Annotated in this window: 17 protein-coding genes; 8 read left to right on the top strand and 9 right to left on the bottom strand. The window is 63.5% G+C overall.

Translation table 11 applies throughout. From position 1 onward, the window contains the following. Window positions 1-62: 62 nt before the first annotated feature. Complete coding sequence (locus tag FB481_RS04645) at window positions 63-470, bottom strand: hypothetical protein (RefSeq protein WP_027906255.1); 408 nt, start codon at window positions 468-470, stop codon at window positions 63-65. Between the two features lie 152 nt (window positions 471-622). Between FB481_RS04645 and FB481_RS04640 the strand changes: the two genes are divergently transcribed. Beyond that, window positions 623-2,392, top strand: coding sequence for a S8/S53 family peptidase (locus FB481_RS04640; protein ID WP_093501921.1), 1,770 nt, complete (start codon window positions 623-625; stop codon window positions 2,390-2,392). An 80-nt stretch (window positions 2,393-2,472) separates the two neighbouring features. Then, window positions 2,473-2,760, top strand: coding sequence for a hypothetical protein (locus FB481_RS04635; protein ID WP_147175213.1), 288 nt, complete (start codon window positions 2,473-2,475; stop codon window positions 2,758-2,760). Between the two features lie 38 nt (window positions 2,761-2,798). On the opposite strand, the gene FB481_RS04630 is transcribed toward FB481_RS04635, so the two are convergent. The 3 genes from FB481_RS04630 to FB481_RS04620 form a co-directional block, all read right to left on the bottom strand. Next, complete coding sequence (locus FB481_RS04630; RefSeq protein WP_093501925.1) at window positions 2,799-4,148, bottom strand: DEAD/DEAH box helicase; 1,350 nt, start codon at window positions 4,146-4,148, stop codon at window positions 2,799-2,801. Window positions 4,149-4,244: 96 nt separating this feature from the next. Further along, on the bottom strand, window positions 4,245-5,147 hold the full coding sequence (gene rarD, locus FB481_RS04625) for an EamA family transporter RarD (protein WP_093501927.1): 903 nt from the start codon (window positions 5,145-5,147) through the stop codon (window positions 4,245-4,247). Window positions 5,148-5,408: 261 nt separating this feature from the next. Then, window positions 5,409-5,723 (bottom strand): 3-phosphoglycerate kinase, encoded by a 315-nt coding sequence (locus tag FB481_RS04620; protein ID WP_093501929.1) that lies wholly within the window; start codon window positions 5,721-5,723, stop codon window positions 5,409-5,411. Window positions 5,724-5,798: 75 nt separating this feature from the next. Here FB481_RS04620 and FB481_RS04615 point away from each other — a divergent pair, with 75 nt between their 5' ends. The 5 genes from FB481_RS04615 to FB481_RS04595 all read left to right on the top strand — a co-directional run bounded on the left by FB481_RS04615 (window position 5,799) and on the right by FB481_RS04595 (window position 10,496). Continuing rightward, window positions 5,799-6,716 (top strand): LysR family transcriptional regulator, encoded by a 918-nt coding sequence (locus tag FB481_RS04615; RefSeq protein ID WP_093501931.1) that lies wholly within the window; start codon window positions 5,799-5,801, stop codon window positions 6,714-6,716. A 4-nt stretch (window positions 6,717-6,720) separates the two neighbouring features. After that, a complete protein-coding gene (locus FB481_RS04610; RefSeq protein ID WP_147175212.1) occupies window positions 6,721-7,533 on the top strand; it encodes an alpha/beta fold hydrolase in 813 nt (270 codons plus the stop codon). Between the two features lie 5 nt (window positions 7,534-7,538). After that, window positions 7,539-8,093 carry a peptidylprolyl isomerase gene (locus FB481_RS04605; protein WP_027910300.1) on the top strand — a complete coding sequence of 185 codons (555 nt, stop codon included), beginning with the start codon at window positions 7,539-7,541 and terminating at the stop codon, window positions 8,091-8,093. Between the two features lie 118 nt (window positions 8,094-8,211). Next, window positions 8,212-10,047 (top strand): ABC transporter ATP-binding protein, encoded by a 1,836-nt coding sequence (locus FB481_RS04600; protein ID WP_147175211.1) that lies wholly within the window; start codon window positions 8,212-8,214, stop codon window positions 10,045-10,047. Window positions 10,048-10,232: 185 nt separating this feature from the next. Next, window positions 10,233-10,496: a DUF2790 domain-containing protein gene (locus FB481_RS04595; RefSeq protein ID WP_093501937.1), complete on the top strand. Its 264-nt coding sequence runs from the start codon at window positions 10,233-10,235 to the stop codon at window positions 10,494-10,496. Window positions 10,497-10,553: 57 nt separating this feature from the next. Here the strand turns inward: FB481_RS04595 and FB481_RS04590 are convergent, their stop codons facing one another. From FB481_RS04590 to FB481_RS23325, 4 genes are all read right to left on the bottom strand, one after another. Continuing rightward, complete coding sequence (locus FB481_RS04590) at window positions 10,554-11,678, bottom strand: GNAT family N-acetyltransferase (protein WP_093501939.1); 1,125 nt, start codon at window positions 11,676-11,678, stop codon at window positions 10,554-10,556. A gap of 98 nt (window positions 11,679-11,776) precedes the next feature. Beyond that, the gene (locus FB481_RS04585) at window positions 11,777-13,096 is read right to left on the bottom strand and encodes an OprO/OprP family phosphate-selective porin (protein ID WP_093501941.1); all 1,320 of its coding nucleotides are present in this window, start codon (window positions 13,094-13,096) and stop codon (window positions 11,777-11,779) included. A 261-nt stretch (window positions 13,097-13,357) separates the two neighbouring features. After that, on the bottom strand, window positions 13,358-14,482 hold the full coding sequence (locus tag FB481_RS04580; protein ID WP_147175210.1) for a beta-ketoacyl-ACP synthase III: 1,125 nt from the start codon (window positions 14,480-14,482) through the stop codon (window positions 13,358-13,360). After that, entirely contained in the window at window positions 14,475-14,597 is a 123-nt protein-coding gene (locus tag FB481_RS23325; protein ID WP_256662704.1) for a hypothetical protein, read from the bottom strand. The genes FB481_RS04580 and FB481_RS23325 overlap by 8 nt, the downstream gene beginning before the upstream one ends. A gap of 118 nt (window positions 14,598-14,715) precedes the next feature. Between FB481_RS23325 and FB481_RS04575 the strand changes: the two genes are divergently transcribed. Continuing rightward, window positions 14,716-16,332, top strand: coding sequence for an FMN-binding glutamate synthase family protein (locus tag FB481_RS04575; protein ID WP_093501946.1), 1,617 nt, complete (start codon window positions 14,716-14,718; stop codon window positions 16,330-16,332). Between the two features lie 25 nt (window positions 16,333-16,357). Here the strand turns inward: FB481_RS04575 and FB481_RS04570 are convergent, their stop codons facing one another. Beyond that, the gene (locus FB481_RS04570; protein WP_147175209.1) at window positions 16,358-17,326 is read right to left on the bottom strand and encodes an NAD(P)H-quinone oxidoreductase; all 969 of its coding nucleotides are present in this window, start codon (window positions 17,324-17,326) and stop codon (window positions 16,358-16,360) included. Between the last annotated feature and the right edge of the window lie 67 nt (window positions 17,327-17,393).

The raw sequence follows: 17,393 nt of genomic DNA, 5'->3' as shown, positions 1-17,393 counted from the left end.
CCCTTGGCCTGGCAGGCCAGACCGTGAGCGAACAGTTTACGCGGCCAGGGCGGCGCTGGGTATCAGACCAGCGCCTCGCGCGGCGCCAGACCGTCGAACACCGACGGAGTCAGCGCCGTCAGGCCGTGGCGGTCGAGCACTTCGCGCGGGTGCTGCTCGCCCGGAAAGGTGCTGTCGATCATGCTCAGCAATTGCGCGCCACGCGGAGTCAGCACGAAATTCTCGCCATTGCCACCATCGCTTTCTGGCCGTGGGGAGATGAAACCGCCTTCGAGCAGCATGGCCTCGTAATCGTCGGCCTGGGCCTTGAGCGAGTCGAGGTTGTCGACCGGCTTGCCGGCCTGCTGCAAGGCATCGGCCAGTTCTTCGGCGCAGCGGCGCGGCACGAATGGCTGGCCGGCGCCGTTCTGTACCGCGTGGAGCATGCGTTCGACTAGATCCCAGTTGTGGGTGTGCTGATGAATCGTCATGGCTTGGTCTCCGTTCTTATCGGCGCCTGTGCGCCTGTAGAGCTGTGACGCCAGTGCCGCGCGCAGGGTTCGGGTTATCCGCCGAACGTCGCCTGAACCAAGCTCTGCGCCCGCCAGTCTGAGGCCCAAGCCCCCGCACAAAGGACCTCGCCATGCTCCGCCAGCCCCTGCTGCGCCCCATCTTCAGCGCTCTGCTCGTGGCGAGCATAGCGCCTTCGGTATTGGCCGCCGAGCCGCTGCGGCTCAAGCACCTCTATCGTTGCGAGGACGTGCTCGATACCCAGCGCCAGACCTTCTGCCTGAATGCGCGTGGCGTGTCCGACGGCCAGTTGCAGGTGCTGCTCGATGGCAAGCCCCTGCCGCAAAGCGCGGTGAAGCGTCAGGACGGCTTGCGCATCACCCTCGACAGCAAGGACTACCAGAGCGGCCCGCTGTGGCTGAAACAGGGCGAGCAGGAAAGTAACCCCGTGTGGCTGTCGATGGCCGGCAGCCACGTCGTGGCCGCCAAACCGGGTGAAGTGGCAAAGAACATGGACGGCCTGAACACCTACGTCGATCTTGTCAGCGTGGTGATCGAGGAAGATGCCAACGGCTTGGATACCGCCAAGGCGCTGGCCAGGAAATACGGCGCCGAAGTGGTCGGTGCCATCGCACCGCTAAACACTTACCAGCTGCGCCTGCCGGCCGAGGACCTGGTCCAGCGTGACGCCATGGTGCTGCGCCTGGGCAGCGAGCTGAGCGTCGATGCCGTGGTGATCGAGGAATCCTCCGCCGAGGAGCAGGAAGCGCCGTCGGGCGAGAGCAAGGACGAGCAGTTGAACGAGGAGGAATGGGCCGCCAACCGCTTCGTCGATGCGGTCAACTATTACCAGCGGCGCATTCCCTCCAAGCGCTCGCCCATCGCCACCAAGCCGGTGCGCATCGGCCTGATCGAGCGCAACGTCGACTTCGACGCGCCGGATTTCAAGGACTACCTGGGCGCCGCCGAGCGTCAGGGCAACACGCCTCACACCCGCCTGTACAGCCGCGACGCCGACAAGCCGGACGGCCACGGCTCCACCGTCGCCGGCATCCTGGCCGCGCGCTGGGACGACGGTGGCAATACCGGCTTCCTGCGCGGCCTGGATGGCGCCGGCCCGGGCTTCGAGGTGATCGTCGACCGCAACTCGGACGCTGGCATCACCGCCAACGTCGCCGCCTCGGTCAATCTGGTCGAAGACGGCGTACGTGTGCTGAACTGGAGTTGGGGCATTCACCGCATCGGCGCAAAGGACATCAACGGCGACGAGATCGACTCGCTGGTGCGCTCCGGTATTGCCATGAGCGGCTATGAAGAGCTGCTGGAGGAGTTCTTTCTGTGGCTGCGCCGCGAGCATCCGGACGTGGTGGTAGTCAACTCGGCCGGCAACGGTGCCTCGTTCTCCGGCGCCGATGACTACCGCCTGCCCTCCTCGTTCGTCACCGAGCAGTTGTTCGTGGTCGGCGGCCACCAACGCAGCGACCGGGACGTCGCCGTGGACGACCCGGCCTACGTAAAACGGCGCAGCTCATCGAACGTCGACACCCGGGTGGACATCACCGCCGCGGCCTGCGTACGCGCCTCCACCGCCGCGGAAAACCAGCAGGGCAGCGTGCATTGCGGCACCTCCTACGCCACGCCGCTGGTGGCCGGCGTGGTGGCGTCGCTAATGTCGATCAACCCGCAGCTGCACCCGGACCAGCTGCGCATGCTGCTGCGCCGCAGCGCCATGACCATCGGCGAAGAATTCGACTTCGAGCCTACCGATGCCGATGACCTGACCGCACCGATCCTGCCGTCGGAGCGCGGCTTCGATCTCAATGACAAGGACATCGGCCGCTCCGCCCGGCTGGACATGCAGAAGGCTCTGGATCTGACCGTCAGAAGCCTGGATAACAAGTAGTAGGCGCCGGGCAGAAGCCCTGAACCATCAGCGCTGGCAGGCACTCAACCGCTCGGATACCAAGGCGTGAGGATTCGAGCATGATCAAGCACATAGCACCACTCTTCGGCCTGGCACTGGCCCTTTATGGCATGGGGCAGGCGCAGGCTTGCACCACCGAAGAGGCAGCCGGCAAGGCGCAGGAACTGGCGGCCAAGATCGAGGAAATCACCCAACGCGATCCAGAGCGCGCCGCGGTGCTGCGCCAGGAACTCAAAGAGGCGCAACCGGAGAACAGCGGCGAGCACGCCACCGACTGCGATGCTTACGATCAGCGCTTGCAGGAATTGGAAGAAATTGGCGGCGAGGTTGAAGAACAGGTTCAATAACGGTCACCGGCAGTTGCTGCCGGTGACCCGCTAAAACATCAAGCGTCAGTCGACGGCGCCTTGCGCTTGAGAGGCGCCAGGCCGTCCTGGCTTACCAGGCCGGCATCGCTTTTCGGCTTGTTCACCGTATTACGCTTGGCTGGCGTCTTTGCCGCGGGCTTCTTGGCGATCTTCTTACCGGTTTTCGGGTCGACCTTTTTCTTCTTGGTGCCCGCGGCCTTGCCGGATGCCTTGAGGTTCTTCGGCCCCTGGTAGCTGCCCTTGAGCTCCTTGACGGTGCGTTTCTCGAAGCGCTGCTTGAGGTAACGCTCGATGCTCGACATCAGGTTCCAGTCGCTGTGGGTGATCAGCGAGATAGCCAGACCTTCGCTGCCGGCACGGCCGGTACGGCCGACGCGGTGTACATATTCGTCACCGGAGCGCGGCATGTCGAAGTTAATCACCAGATCCAGGCCCTCGACATCCAGGCCGCGCGCCGCCACGTCGGTGGCGACCAGCACCTTGACGGCGCCCTGACGCAGGCGGTCGATGGCCAGCTTGCGGTCCTTCTGATCCTTCTCACCGTGCAGCACGAAGGTCTTGAATTCCTTGGCCACCAACTTGCCGTACAGGCGGTCGGCCTGCACCCGGGTGTTGGTGAAGATGATCGCCTTGTCGTAGGTCTCGTTGCTCAGCAGCCACTCGACCAGCTGTTCCTTGTGGTAATTGTGGTCGGCGGTGATGATCTGCTGGCGGGTGCCCTCGGCCAGTTCGCTGACGCGGTTGAGCTGCAGGTGCGTGGGCTCGCGCAGCACTTTGGCGACCACTTCGCGCAGGCCAGCGCCGCCGCTGGTAGCGGAGAACAGCAGGGTCTGGTGCTCGCGGTTACACATTTCGGCCAGGCGCTGCACGTCTTCGGCGAAGCCCATGTCGAGCATGCGGTCGGCTTCATCGAGCACCAGCACCTCGACGTCATCGAACAGCAGGTTGCCGGCGTTGGCATGCTCGATCAGGCGGCCTGGCGTGCCGATGACGATATCGACCTTGCGCAGCATGGCGGCCTGCACCTTGAAGTCTTCACCGCCGGTGATCAGCCCGCCCTTGAGGAAGGTGAACTGGGCGAAGCGCTCTACTTCCTTGAGGGTCTGCTGGGCCAGCTCGCGGGTCGGCAGCATGATCAGTGCGCGCACACTGACCCGCGCCTTGGAGCTGCCATCACCAAGCAGGCGGTTGAGCATCGGCAGTACGAAGGCAGCGGTCTTGCCGCTGCCGGTCTGGGCGATCACCCGCAGGTCTTTGCCTTCCAGCGCCGGAGGAATCGCAGCGGCCTGCACCGCAGTGGGCTCGGTGAAGTTGAGCTCGGCCACGGCTTTGAGCAGACGTTCATGCAGGGCAAATTGGGCAAACACGGGGCAACCTCGATGCAAATGCTAAATCAGCCGCATAGGTTACCGCGTTCGCGCCGCGGGGCCGAATGCTTTCTCTGAATGGTTAGCGCAAAGCACTCAGGCTGCGGTCTGCATGCGCCGCTGCTTGAGCAGCAAACGGCCGCTGTCCCAGCCCACCAGCACCACCGCCACCCAGATCGGCAGGTAGGTCATGAACTGATCCGGGTCGAACTGCTCGCCCAAGAACAGCAGGCTGAACATGAACAGCAGCACTGGCTCCACATAGCTGAGAATGCCGAACAGCCCAAGCGGCAGCAGGCGCGACGAGGCCATCATCAGCGCCAGGGCGATTGTGCCGAGCAGCGCCATGCCCGGCACCATCCACCACAGGCGCGGGTACTCGGCGAACATGCCGGCCGGCGCCCAGTGGACGATCAGCCAGATGGCCAAGGGCGCCATCACCAGCATCTCCAGTACCAGGCCCGGCAACGCGTCCAGGCGCATCCAGCGGCGCAGCATGAAGTAAGGCGGATAGCCAAGGGCGGTGACCAGGGTGACCCAGGAAAATGCCTGAGCTTGCCACAGCTCGTGCAGCACGCCGGCGAAGGCGCAGACCACGGCGATCTTCTGCAGCGGGCGCAGGCGCTCGCCGTAAAACACCCGACCGACCAGCACCATGGCCAGCGGTAGCAGGAAGTAACCCAGGGAGACATCAAGCATGTGTCCGGTCAGCGGCGCCCAGACGAACATGAACCACTGCAGGCCGATCAGCGCGGCGCCCACCGGCAGCGCGGCCAGCAGCAGCGGCTCGCAGCGCAGGCGCTGCAAGGCGGTAAGCAGCAACGGCCACTGGCGCAGCAGCGTAAGCAGCAGCAAAACGGCCGGAATCGACCAGAGCACGCGCTGGGCGAACACCTGAAAGCCGTCCAGCGGCGTGAGCATCTGCACATAGCCGGGGATCAGGGCGAACAGGATCGAGGCGCTGACAGAGAACAGCACGCCGGGTCCGGAAAGCGTCATCGCGCACCTCGAGAAGGGAAAAGTCGCCCGCGCCGCTTAGCCTATCAGGCAACTGCGCGATTGCCGTGGCGGCGGCGCAGGCGGATACGCGAGTGCCGCTGTCGAACGGGCGGCGCACCATAACGGTTCACCGATGGACAAACAATCCGGGGCGGCTAGAGCGAGGCGCGCGTGATCGATATCCGATAAAAAGATAGGGCTATTCGCCCATATCTATCGAGGAAGTTGATTTGTCGGCTGGCTGACCCTAGTCTGATCGACCTATTGAGGCTGGCAGGTCAGATCCACACGCAGGCGAATGATGCTGCGGGCGAACTTCACCGTGAGGTTGCCGCTCTGTCCCGCCGCCAGGTTGGTGCTGCGGGTGCGCGGCGCCTCGGGGCCGTTGCGAAACACCGCCTTGCAGGAGGCGGCCTGCGAGCCGTAGTTCTGCACCAGAACGGCCGCCATGTTGTGGTCGATTTCCTGGGTGCTCGCCGAGATTTCGGCGCCGTTGAACTGCTTTTCCAGTTCGATGGGATAAGCCTGCGCTGCCAGCGGCAAGCAGACGATCAGCGCGCAACAGAATTTTTTCATGGCCAGCCTCCGAGGTGAGCCGACAGTCTAGAGGCTGCGCCCTGCCCGTGCACAGCCGCCTGTGAAGGAGAAGAAATGAAGGCTCCACGCGTAACCCTCGATCAGTGGCGCACTTTGCAGGCGGTGGTCGACAACGGCGGCTTCGCCCAGGCCGCCGAGATGCTGCACCGCTCGCAATCCTCGGTGAGCTACACCGTGGCGCGTATGCAGGAGCAACTGGGCGTGCCGCTGCTACGTATCGACGGCCGCAAGGCGGTGCTCACCGAGGCCGGTGACGTGTTGCTGCGCCGCTCCCGGCAGTTGGTCAAGCAGGCCAGCCAGCTCGAGGACCTGGCCCACCACATGGAACAGGGCTGGGAAGCCGAGGTACGCCTGGTGGTCGATGCCGCCTACCCCAGCGCCCGCCTGGTACGTGCGTTGACCGCCTTCATGCCGCAAAGCCGCGGTTGCCGCGTGCGCCTGCGCGAAGAGGTGCTGTCCGGCGTCGAGGAAGTACTCAAGGAAGGCGTTGCGGATCTCGCGATCAGTGCCTACAACATTCCCGGTTTTCTCGGCTCGGAGATGAGCCCGGTGGAATTCATCGCCGTGGCCCATCCGGATCACCCGCTGCATCGCCTGCAGCGCGGCCTCAACTTCCAAGACCTGGAAACCCAGATGCAGGTGGTGATCCGCGACTCGGGGCGCCACCAGCCTCGCGATGTGGGCTGGCTGGGCGCCGAGCAGCGCTGGACGGTAGGCAGCCTGGCCACCGCGGCGACCTTCGTGGGCAACGGCCTGGGGTTCGCCTGGCTGCCACGGCACATGATCGAGCGCGAACTCAAGGACGGCCTGCTCAAGCCACTGCCGCTGGACAAGGGCGGTAACCGCAAGCCGGTGTTCTTTCTCTACGCCAGCAAGGACAAGGCCCTGGGCCCGGCCACGCAGATTCTCACCGACCTGATCCAGCGCTTCGACGCCGCCCCGCTCGACGCCGCGCCCGTTACCCCGGCCTGAGACGATGGCCTTTTTCGAGTACCGCGGCTGCCGGCTGTACTTCGAGGAGCACGGCGCAGGATCGCCAGTGCTGCTGGTGCACGGCCTGGGCTCCAGTACCCTGGACTGGGAGCTGCAGATTCCCGCGCTCGCCGCCCACCACCGGGTGATCGCCCTTGACGTTCGCGGCCACGGGCGCTCCGACAAACCGCGCCAGCGCTACCGTATCGCCGACTTCGCCGGCGATGTGGCGGTGCTGATCGAGCATCTGCAGCTGCCCCCCGTACACCTGGTCGGCATTTCCATGGGCGGCATGATCGGCTTCCAGCTGGGCGTGGATCAGCCGCAGTTGCTGCGCAGCCTGACGATCGTCAACAGCGCGCCGGAGGTGAAGGCGAAAAAGCCGGCTGACTACCTGCAAATCGCCAAGCGCTGGACGTTGGCCCGCCTGCTGCCGCTGGAAATTACTGCCAAGGCCCTGGCTCGCCTGCTGTTTCCCAAACCCGAGCAGGCCGAGTTGCGCCGCAAGGTCGAGGAACGCTGGCCGCTCAACGACAAGCGCGCCTACCTGGCCAGCCTCGACGCCATCATCGGCTGGGGCGTGCGTGAACGTCTTAGCTGCATCACCTGTCCTACTCTGGTGATCAGCGCCGACCGTGACTACACGCCGGTCGCGCAGAAGCAGGCCTATGTCGACGAATTGCCCGACGCACGCCTGCTGGTGATCGACGACTCACGCCATGCCACGCCGCTCGACCAGCCCGAACGCTTCAACCGCAGCCTGCTTGCCTTTATGCAGGAAGTCGAAAACACTGCCGCCACCTCAATCAAGGACTAGACCCGATGCTGAAGAAACTCGCCCTCACCGCCTGCTCGCTGCTGTTCACCGCTCACCTGATGGCGGCCGAGAACCCCACCGTACTGCTGACCACCAGCCTGGGCGAGATCGAAGTGCAGCTCGATGAGCAGAAAGCGCCGATCAGCACCCAGAACTTCCTCGCCTACGTGGACAGCGGCTTCTACAAGGGCACCGTATTCCACCGCGTGATCCCGGGCTTCATGGTGCAGGGCGGCGGTTTCGATGAAAACATGCGCCAGAAGCAGACCCAGGCGCCGATCAAGAACGAAGCCGACAACGGCCTGCACAACGTGCGCGGCACCCTGGCCATGGCCCGTACCCAAGTCCGCGACTCGGCCACCAGCCAGTTCTTCATCAACCACACCGACAACGCCTTCCTCGACCACGGCTCGCGCGACTTCGGTTATGCGGTGTTCGGCAAGGTCACCCGCGGTATGGAAGTGGTCGACCGCATCGCCCAAGTGCGTACCGCCAACCGCGCCGGCCAGCAGAACGTGCCGGTCGATCCGGTGGTGATTCTCGACGCCAAGCGCCTCTAATACCGTTCCTCCTCTAAGGCAACCCACGCACCAGCACGCGTGGGTCCGCCCCGGCGCACCGCGCGCCTGCCTCGAGCAGCCCTGATTCCTTCTTTTCCGCCAGAGCAGACTGCACGCCATGTTGTTTCGCCGTTTCGAAAATCTGATCGACGTCTTCAAGCCCAGCCCGGACGTGGCGCCGCCTGCCGGCATGCTGCGCTTCTACGCCCATTACCTGAAGCAGGTCTGGCCGCCGGTGCTGGTGCTGCTGGTCGTCGGCTTCTTCGCAGCGGTGATCGAAGTGGCGCTGTTCAGCTTTCTCGGCCAGCTGATCGATATGGCCCAGGCCACCGCCGATGCCCGCACCTTCTTCGCCGAGCACCAGAATGAGCTGCTGTGGATGGCCGTCGTGGCGCTGGTCATCCGCCCGCTGGTATTCGGTCTGCACAACCTGCTGGTGCACCAGACCATCAACCCGGGGCTGACCAACCTGATCCGCTGGCAGAACCATCGCTACGTGCTCAAGCAGAGCCTGAATTTCTTCCAGAACGACTTCGCCGGGCGTATCGCCCAGCGCGTCATGCAGACGGGTCCGTCGCTGCGCGAATCGGCCATGCAGGTGATCGATGCGCTGTGGCACGTGGTGGTCTACGCCGGCAGTGCGCTGTACCTGTTCGCCGAGGCGGACGTACGCCTGATCGTGCCGTTGACGCTGTGGATAATCGGCTACAGCGCAGCGCTCTGGTACTTCGTGCCACGCATCAAGGAACGTTCGGCGGCGGCCTCGGCAGCGCGCTCCAAGGTCATGGGCCGGGTTGTCGACGGCTATAGCAACGTCGCCACCCTCAAGCTGTTCGCCCACTCTCGTGAAGAGGAAAGCTACGCCCGCAATGCCATGCAGGAGCTGCTCGACAAGTTCCGCCAGCAGACGCGCATCATCACCACTCTGGACTTTCTGATCACCTGCCTGAACGGCCTGCTGATCGTAGGCACCGGCGCCCTGGCCCTGTGGCTGTGGAGCGAATCGCTGATCAGCACCGGCGCCATCGCCCTGGCGCTGGGCCTGGTGATCCGCATCAACAACATGGCCGAATGGATCATGTGGGTGGTCAACGGCATTTTCGAGAACGTCGGCACCGTGCAGGACGGCATGCAGACCATCGTCCAGCCGCGCCATGTACTCGACCGCGAGGACGCCAAACCGCTGCAGGTGCAACAAGGCGGCGTGCGCTTCGAGGACGTGCACTTTCACTACGGCAAGAGCGGCGGCGTGATCAGCGGCCTGAATCTCGAAATCCGCCCCGGCGAGAAGATCGGCCTGGTCGGCCCGTCCGGCGCCGGCAAGTCGACCCTGGTCAACCTGCTGCTGCGCCTCTACGACCTGGAGAGCGGGCAGATTCTCGTCGACGGCCAGAACATCGCTGAAGTCAGCCAGGAAACCCTGCGCGCCAACATCGGCGTGGTCACCCAGGACACCTCCCTGCTGCACCGCTCGATCCGCGACAACCTGCGCTATGGCAAGCCCGACGCCAGCGATGAAGAACTCTGGGCAGCGGCCCGCAAGGCCCGCGCCGACAGCTTCATCACCACCCTGGACGACAGCCAGGGCGGCCTGGGCTTCGAAGCCCAGGTCGGCGAACGCGGCGTGAAGCTTTCAGGCGGCCAGCGCCAGCGCATCGCCATTGCCCGCGTGCTGCTCAAGGACGCACCGATCCTGGTACTCGACGAAGCCACCTCGGCGCTGGATTCGGAAGTCGAAGCGGCGATTCAGGAAAGCCTGGACAGCCTGATGGACGGCAAGACGGTGATCGCCATCGCCCACCGCCTGTCGACCATCGCACGCATGGATCGCCTGGTGGTGATCGACAAGGGCCAGGTGATCGAGACCGGCACCCACGCCGAGCTGATTGCCCATGGCGGGTTGTATGCGCGCCTGTGGCAGCACCAGACCGGTGGTTTCGTCGGCGTCGACTGACGTCGGGCGGGGCCAAGCAGCAAGCAAAATAGTTAGCTAGCTAACAAATATCAATTTTCATGATACCTACTAACGAGACCATCAATTTCCGCCGCTTTGGCTTTGCTGGTCATATGAGTCCACCAGGCAACGCAATCGAACCAATCGATCCGGTTGCCGGTTTTCGAATCGTCGAGGACTCCATCATGAAAATTGCAACCGCCATTACCGCTCTGCTTTCCAGTCTCGCTCCCGCCGTGTTCGCTGCCGATATCCAGCCCAAGCCAGGTGCCGGCCTGCCGACCGAGCAATACCACTACGGCATGAAAGTCGACGTGCAGAAAGTGCTGTACCGCACCGACGTTTCCGACAAGAGCGGCGTGGTGCCGGTGATCATGGTCTACACCGACAGCCAGGGTGAAACCCACAAGATGAGTTTTCTCGAATGGGGCGGCCGTTACGATGGCTGATAAGGCCTCTGTTGCCGCTACGCGTTGCTGGCAACCGCAGCGCGTAGCGGCGTCGCCTCAGGCCTGACGATACGGCAGCATCCCCCTCGCCTGCTCGGCGTAGGCCAGCACGCCCTCACGCTCCTCCTGCAGAAAACCCGCCACCGCATCACGCAAACCTTCGTGCACCAGGTAGTGCCAGGAATGGGTGATGGTCGGCTCGAAGCCGCGAATCAGCTTGTGCTCGCCCTGGGCGCCGGCATCGAAGCGCTGCAGGCCTTGGGCAATCGCCTGCTCCATACCCTGGTAGAAACAGGTTTCGAAGTGCAGCCGGTCGAACTCGGCCAGACATCCCCAGTAACGCCCATACAGGCTTTCTCCGCCCAGCAGGCTGAAGGCCATGGCCACTGGTTGTGAGCCGCGGCAGGCCAATACCACGCGGATCGCCTCGGGCATGCGCTCGGCCAGCAGGCTGAAGAAATCGCGGGTCAGGTACGGCCGCTGTCCACGCACGTGGTAGGTATTGGCGTAGCAGTGGTAGACGAAATCCCATTGCGCTTCACTCAGCTGATGCCCTTCGCGCCAATCGAAGGCGATGCCCTGCCCCGCCACCTGCTCGCGCTCCTTGCGCATCTGCTTGCGCTTGCGCGAACTCAAGGTATCGAGAAAATCCTGAAAATCCCGATAGCCGCGGTTGTGCCAGTGAAACTGGCAGCCCAGACGCTGCAGCCAGCCATCACGCTTCTGCATAACTGCATCGCTCGCCGCATCGGTGAAATTCACATGCAGGCTGGAAAGCCCCTGCTCCTCCAGCGTTGCCGTGACGCCATCGAGCAACTGCCCGGCTGCCTCAGGCGTGCCCAGCAGGCGCTGGCCGGTTACCGGTGAAAAGGGAATGGCGCCCAACAGCTTCGGGTAGTAGCCGATACCGGCGCGGCGACAGGCGTCGGCCCAGCCGTGATCGAACACGTACTCGCCCTGGGAGTGGTATTTGACGTAGGCCGGCAGCGCTGCCAGCGGCCGACCGTCGCCATCGAGCAACACCTGGTGGGCGGCCTGCCAGCCGCTGCGCCCGCCTACGCTACCGCTTTCTTCGAGAGTGCTGAGAAAGGCGTGGCGCAGGAACGGCTGGGGTTCGCTGAGCAGGCCGTCCCAAGTGACGGCGTCGAGATCCTTGAGGGCGTGCAGACTGTAGACGGGCATCGGCTATATCCACGGGCAAACAGCGCACACTATATCGCCAATAAAAAAACCCCGCCTGAGGCGGGGTTCAAAGGAGTACCACGTTTGCAGGGTGTTGCTTAGAACACGTATTGGGCGCGCAGTACCACGCCGTCACCGCTGTCGTCATCGGCTGCAACCGAGTTGACCTGATTGTCGACCTTGGCCTTGATATAGGTGGCGCTGACCTTCACTGCTTCGTTGGCGTACCAGTTCACACCCAGGTTATGCACCTTGCCGGTCACGTCGTCGGTCGGATCGATACCCACGGTGTCGTCTTCGACGGCGATGTGGTCATAGCGGTAGAACAGCTCCCAGGCACCGATGGACTTGTTGGCCGGCTTGATGGCGTCGAACTTGCCGAGCTTGTAGGCGCGGGCTTCGCCGGTCAGAGTGTAGGCGACCTGGCCGTAATAACCCTTGGCCTTGATGTCTTCACGGGTGTCGGCATCGGCTTTCATCTTGCGGGTGATGTACTCACCCTGGACGGACAGCGGGCCCATCGCCCAGGCAGCTTCCAGGCCCATGGCGCGGTCGGTGTCGTAGGAACCGACCGGCAGGTTGTTGGCGCCGCCCAGCAGCAGACGGTTGCCGTTGGTGCCGGCGTCCTGGCCACCGTCGGTACTCACACCGCGCATACCCAGGCGGCTGCGGATGCGGCCATCGAAAGCGGTATCGGAGAGATCACGCTGGGCGAAGTTCAGGCCCAGGTGCAGCACGTTGCCAGTCTCGTGCAGCGGAGCAAACACACCGCGCAGGTTGAACTGCTTGGTGCTGTCGCCATCCTTGTCGGCGTTGGTGGCGTCCTTGGCGAAGAAGCCTGCGGAGCCGTACAGCGAATCGCCAGCGGTGCCGGAAACCTGGATGCCCATGCCGCCGTTGTGGCTGTTGGCCCAATCGACCAGATCGTAGGCCGCGGTGCGCTCAGGGGCGGTTACCCACTTGGAGCTGGTGGCTTTTTCCAGACCGAATTCCGGGTCGAAGCGGCCTACCTTGATCGACAATGGCTTGAAGCCGTTGTAGGCCAACGACGCTTCGTCGAAGTAGCCATCTTCGGAACGGTTGTCGCCACCGGCGTTGTGCGAGAAGTCATAGTTCAGCTGATAGGCCCAGTCGGTGTAGAGCACACCGCCAATTTCCAGGAAGGCGCGGCGGAAATAGCCTGCATCAGCGTTGTTGCCGTTGACGGTGTAGAAGCCGTCGAAAGTGCTGTAATCGGCCTGCAACCGACCACCAACCTTGAAGCTGAACTCCTTGTCGGTCGTCGCAACCTCAAGGCCGCCTTTGGTTTTAACCACGATGTCAGCGCCGTCGGTGGTGACGGTGCCGGCGAAAGCCTGGGCGGAAACGGCCAGAGCCAGGGCGCTGGCTGCGAAACCGGCGAAGTGCTTGCGGATCATCGAGAATTCCCCTAATTGAACTTAAGTGCTGGAAAACACCCGAGCTGTGGGCTCGTTCGTGCTGGGGGAATCTTCGCGGCGGGTTATTTCAGCGCAGTTGCTGATATATAAATATTTGATGACAAGGGAACTTTTTAATCCCTTTAAATATAACGCTTGACAGCGAAGCACTCAGCCGAGTAGCTGAATCGGCTGTATAGGGCGTACTAGAGGGGTTGCGGGAGTGAAACAGGCGGCACCTTGCGTGCCGCCTTTGTACGATCAGTGCTTGCGCAGAATCACGCTGCCGATGGAATAGCCGGCGCCGAATGAGCTGAGCACACCGAGTGAGCCGGCCGGCAGATCGTCCTGATGCTTGTGCAGAGCAATCACCGAACCCGCCGAACTGGTGTTGGCGTAAGTGTCGAGGATCACCGGCGCCTCGTGGGCTTCCGGGTCGCGGCCGAGCAGCTTACGGGCGATCAGCTGGTTCATGTTGAGGTTGGCCTGGTGCAGCCAGAAGCGCTTCACGTCCGCCACATTCAGGCCATTCTCCTGCAGGTGGGCGGCGATCAGCTCGGCCACCATCGGGCAGACTTCCTTGAACACCTTGCGCCCTTCCTGCACGAACAGCTTGTCGCGGGACGTCTGAGCGCTTTCCTCGGCGGCACGGTTCAAGAAGCCGAAGTTGTTGCGGATGTTGTTGGAGAACTGGGTCAGCAGCTTGGTGCCGACCACGTCGAACTGATGCTTGGAAGTCGCCAGATCCGCGCGTTCCAGAATCACCGCGGTAGCCGCATCGCCAAAGATGAAATGGCTGTCGCGGTCACGGAAATTCAGGTGCCCGGTGCAGATTTCCGGGTTGACCATCAGAATCGCCCGCGCCTGGCCGAGCTGGATGCTGTTGGCCGCCGCCTGGATGCCGAAGGTCGCCGACGAGCACGCCACGTTCATGTCGAAGCCGAAGCCCTGGATACCCAGCGCCGCCTGCACTTCGATGGCTACGGCCGGATAGGCACGCTGCAGGTTGGAACAGGCGACGATCACCCCGTCGATGTCCGCAGCGCTCTTGCCGGCCCGTGCCAGCGCCTCTTTGGCCGCCGCCACCGACATCTCGCAGAGAATGCCCCACTGCTCGTTATTGCGTTCTGGGATGAAAGGCACCATACGCTGCGGATCGAGGATGCCCTGCTTGTCGATCACGAAACGACTCTTGATGCCCGAAGCCTTCTCGATAAAGGCGCTGTTCGACTCGCTCAGTGCCTCGACTTCGCCAAGCTCAATGGCCTCGGCGTGGTCCGCGTTGAACTGCTGCACATAGGCATTGAAGGACGCCACCAACTCGTCGTTGGAGATGCTGTTGGCCGGGGTATAAAGGCCCGTACCGCTGATGACGACGTTATGCACGCTGCTTCCTCTTGTTGTTGGCGATGGCCTGGCAGACCGCGGCAAGGCGCCGTCGGTACTCGAGCACGGTCTGGCGCTGCTCGTCGCTGCACAACCCGTATTCACTGGTTTTCAAGTGTGCCACAGGCACCGCGTTTTCGTCTGCACGCAGCTAAGGAGGCTGCCACAGGCGTCGACGAACCACGAGCAGCGGTCTACATTGCCGCGGTCTCCTTCTGCAATAAGGAACGGGTATGAACCTGTCGCTGCTCAGCCGCTACGCCTTCTTCGCCTTTTGCGTGTTGTTCACCCTCGGCAGTCTGCCGTTCTTGGAGCACGAATGGGTGTGGCCGCTGACCCTGGTGAGCGCCATATTGAGCGTAGTGGGCATTGGCGATCTGCTGCAAAAGCGCCATGCCGTGCGGCGCAACTACCCGATCCTGGGCAATATCCGCTACCTGGTCGAAGGTATCCGCCCAGAGATTCGTCAGTACCTGCTCGAAGGCGATAACGAGCAACTGCCCTTCTCTCGCGCCCAGCGCTCGCTGGTGTACGCCAGGGCCAAAAACGAGGGCGCCGACAAGCCGTTCGGTACGCTCAGCGACGTTTACCAGAACGGTTTCGAATTCATCAGCCACTCGATGCGCCCGGCGCCGCTGGGCGACCCTGACAGTTTCCGGGTGATCATCGGCGGGCCGCAGTGCAGCCAGCCCTATTCGGCCTCACTGTTCAACATTTCCGCCATGAGCTTCGGCTCACTGAGCGCCAACGCCATCCGCGCACTCAACAAGGGCGCGAAGCTGGGCAACTTCGCCCATGACACTGGCGAAGGCAGCATCAGCAGTTATCACCGAGAGCACGACGGCGATCTGATCTGGGAGCTGGGCAGCGGTTACTTCGGCTGCCGCACCGCCACCGGAAGTTTCGATGCCGAGCGCTTTGCCGCCCAGGCGCAGCGCCCCCAGGTGCGGATGATCGAGATCAAGCTCAGCCAGGGCGCCAAGCCAGGCCACGGCGGCATTCTGCCCAAGCACAAGATCACCCCGGAAATTGCCGAAACTCGCGGCGTGCCCATGGGCGAGGATTGCGTATCACCGTCGCGCCACAGCGCCTTTGCAACGCCCATCGAACTGCTGCAGTTCATCGCCCGGCTGCGGGAGCTGTCCGGCGGCAAACCAGTTGGTTTCAAGTTCTGCCTGGGCCATCCCTGGGAGTTCATGGCCATCGCCAAGGCCATGCTAGAAACCGGCATCCTGCCGGACTTCATCGTCATCGATGGCAAGGAAGGCGGCACCGGAGCGGCCCCCGTGGAATTCACCGACCACCTGGGTGTGCCGATGCGTGAAGGCCTGCTGTTCGTGCACAACACGCTGGTCGGCCTGAACCTGCGCGACAAGATCAAGCTCGGCGCCAGCGGCAAAATCGTCAGCGCATTCGACATCGCCCGGGTGCTGGCCATCGGCGCGGACTGGGCCAACTCGGCACGTGGCTTCATGTTCGCCATCGGCTGCATCCAGAGCCAGAGCTGTCACACCAACAAATGCCCGACAGGCGTGGCCACCCAGGATCCGCTGCGTCAGCGTGCCCTGGTGGTCGCAGACAAGGCCCAGCGGGTCTACAACTTCCACCGCAACACCTTGAAGGCACTGGCCGAAATGCTCGCTGCAGCCGGCCTCGATCATCCTGCGCAGATGGATGCGCGGCACCTGGTGCAGAGAATGTCAGCCACGGAAATCCGCCTGTTCTCGCAGCAGCACGTATTCCTCAAGCCAGGCGAGTTGCTCAGCGGGGATATAGAGGGGGAGTTTTACGCCAGGATGTGGAAGATGGCTCGCGCCGACAGCTTCGACGCAGCGCCTGACGCAGCCTGATAAAGCGCTGCGTCAGGCCGGCAGATCAGCTCAGGCTGTCATCGATGACCAGCACCAGCTTGCCGTTGACCTGGTTGCTTTCCAGGGTCTCGTAGGCCTCATGAGCTTCGGCCACCGGGAAGGTGCGGGCCAATTGCGGCTTGAGGCGCCCCTCGCTGAACAGCGGCCACACGTGCTGGCGCAGATCGCGCAGCAGCTCGGCCTTGAACAGGTCGTCACGGTTGCGCAGGGTCGAGCCGATCAGCTGGATGCGCTTGCCGAGCACCAGCGCCATGTCCACCTCGGCCTTGCGCCCGCCCATCATGCCGATGTTCACCCAGCGCCCGTCGAGCGCCAGCAGCTTGAGGTTGAGTGCCGCGTAGCTGGCGCCTACCGGATCGAGAATCACCTCGAACGGGCCGAAATCGTCCGGCACCTTGAGGCCATCCTTGTCACGAATCGCCCCGCCGCTGGCGCCCAGGCTTTCGCAGTAGGCCAGGCGCTCCTGGGAGCCGACGGTGACCCAGCAGCTGCTGCCGAAAGCCTTGCACAGCTGGATGGCCGCCGAACCGACACCACTGGCGCCGGCGTGCAGCAGCACCTTCTCGCCGGGCTTGAGGCCGGCCAGCTGGAATAGGTTGAGCCAGGCGGTGGCGTACACCTCCGGCAACGCTGCTGCCTCGTGCAGCGACAGGCCCTCCGGCACCGGCAGCACGTGGCGTGCATCAACCACCACCTCTTCGGCCACGCCGCCACCAGCGAGCAGCGCGCAGACGCGATCACCCACCTGCCAGTCATCACAACCCGGCCCTACCTCACTGACGATACCCGCGCATTCCAGGCCCAACGCGTCGCTGGCACCCGGCGGCGGCGGGTAGTTGCCGGCCCGCTGCAGCAGGTCGGCGCGGTTCAGGCCCGCGGCCGCCACACGAATACGTACTTCCCCTACATCACAGGCCGGCGTGGGTCGATCGACCCATTGCACCTGCCCTTCAACGCCTTGCAATGCTTTCACGGTGCCTCCATAGTGCATTCGAACCTGGCCCGCCGCTAAGCGACGGGCCTTTGCATTGCGCCAATGG

The sequence above is a fragment of the Pseudomonas sp. AG1028 genome (genome assembly GCF_007993955.1).
Taxonomy (GTDB): Bacteria; Pseudomonadota; Gammaproteobacteria; order Pseudomonadales; family Pseudomonadaceae; genus Aquipseudomonas; species Aquipseudomonas straminea.
The sequence above is the reverse complement of the archived record's forward strand: the minus strand, read 5'-3'. Positions and strand labels throughout refer to the sequence as shown.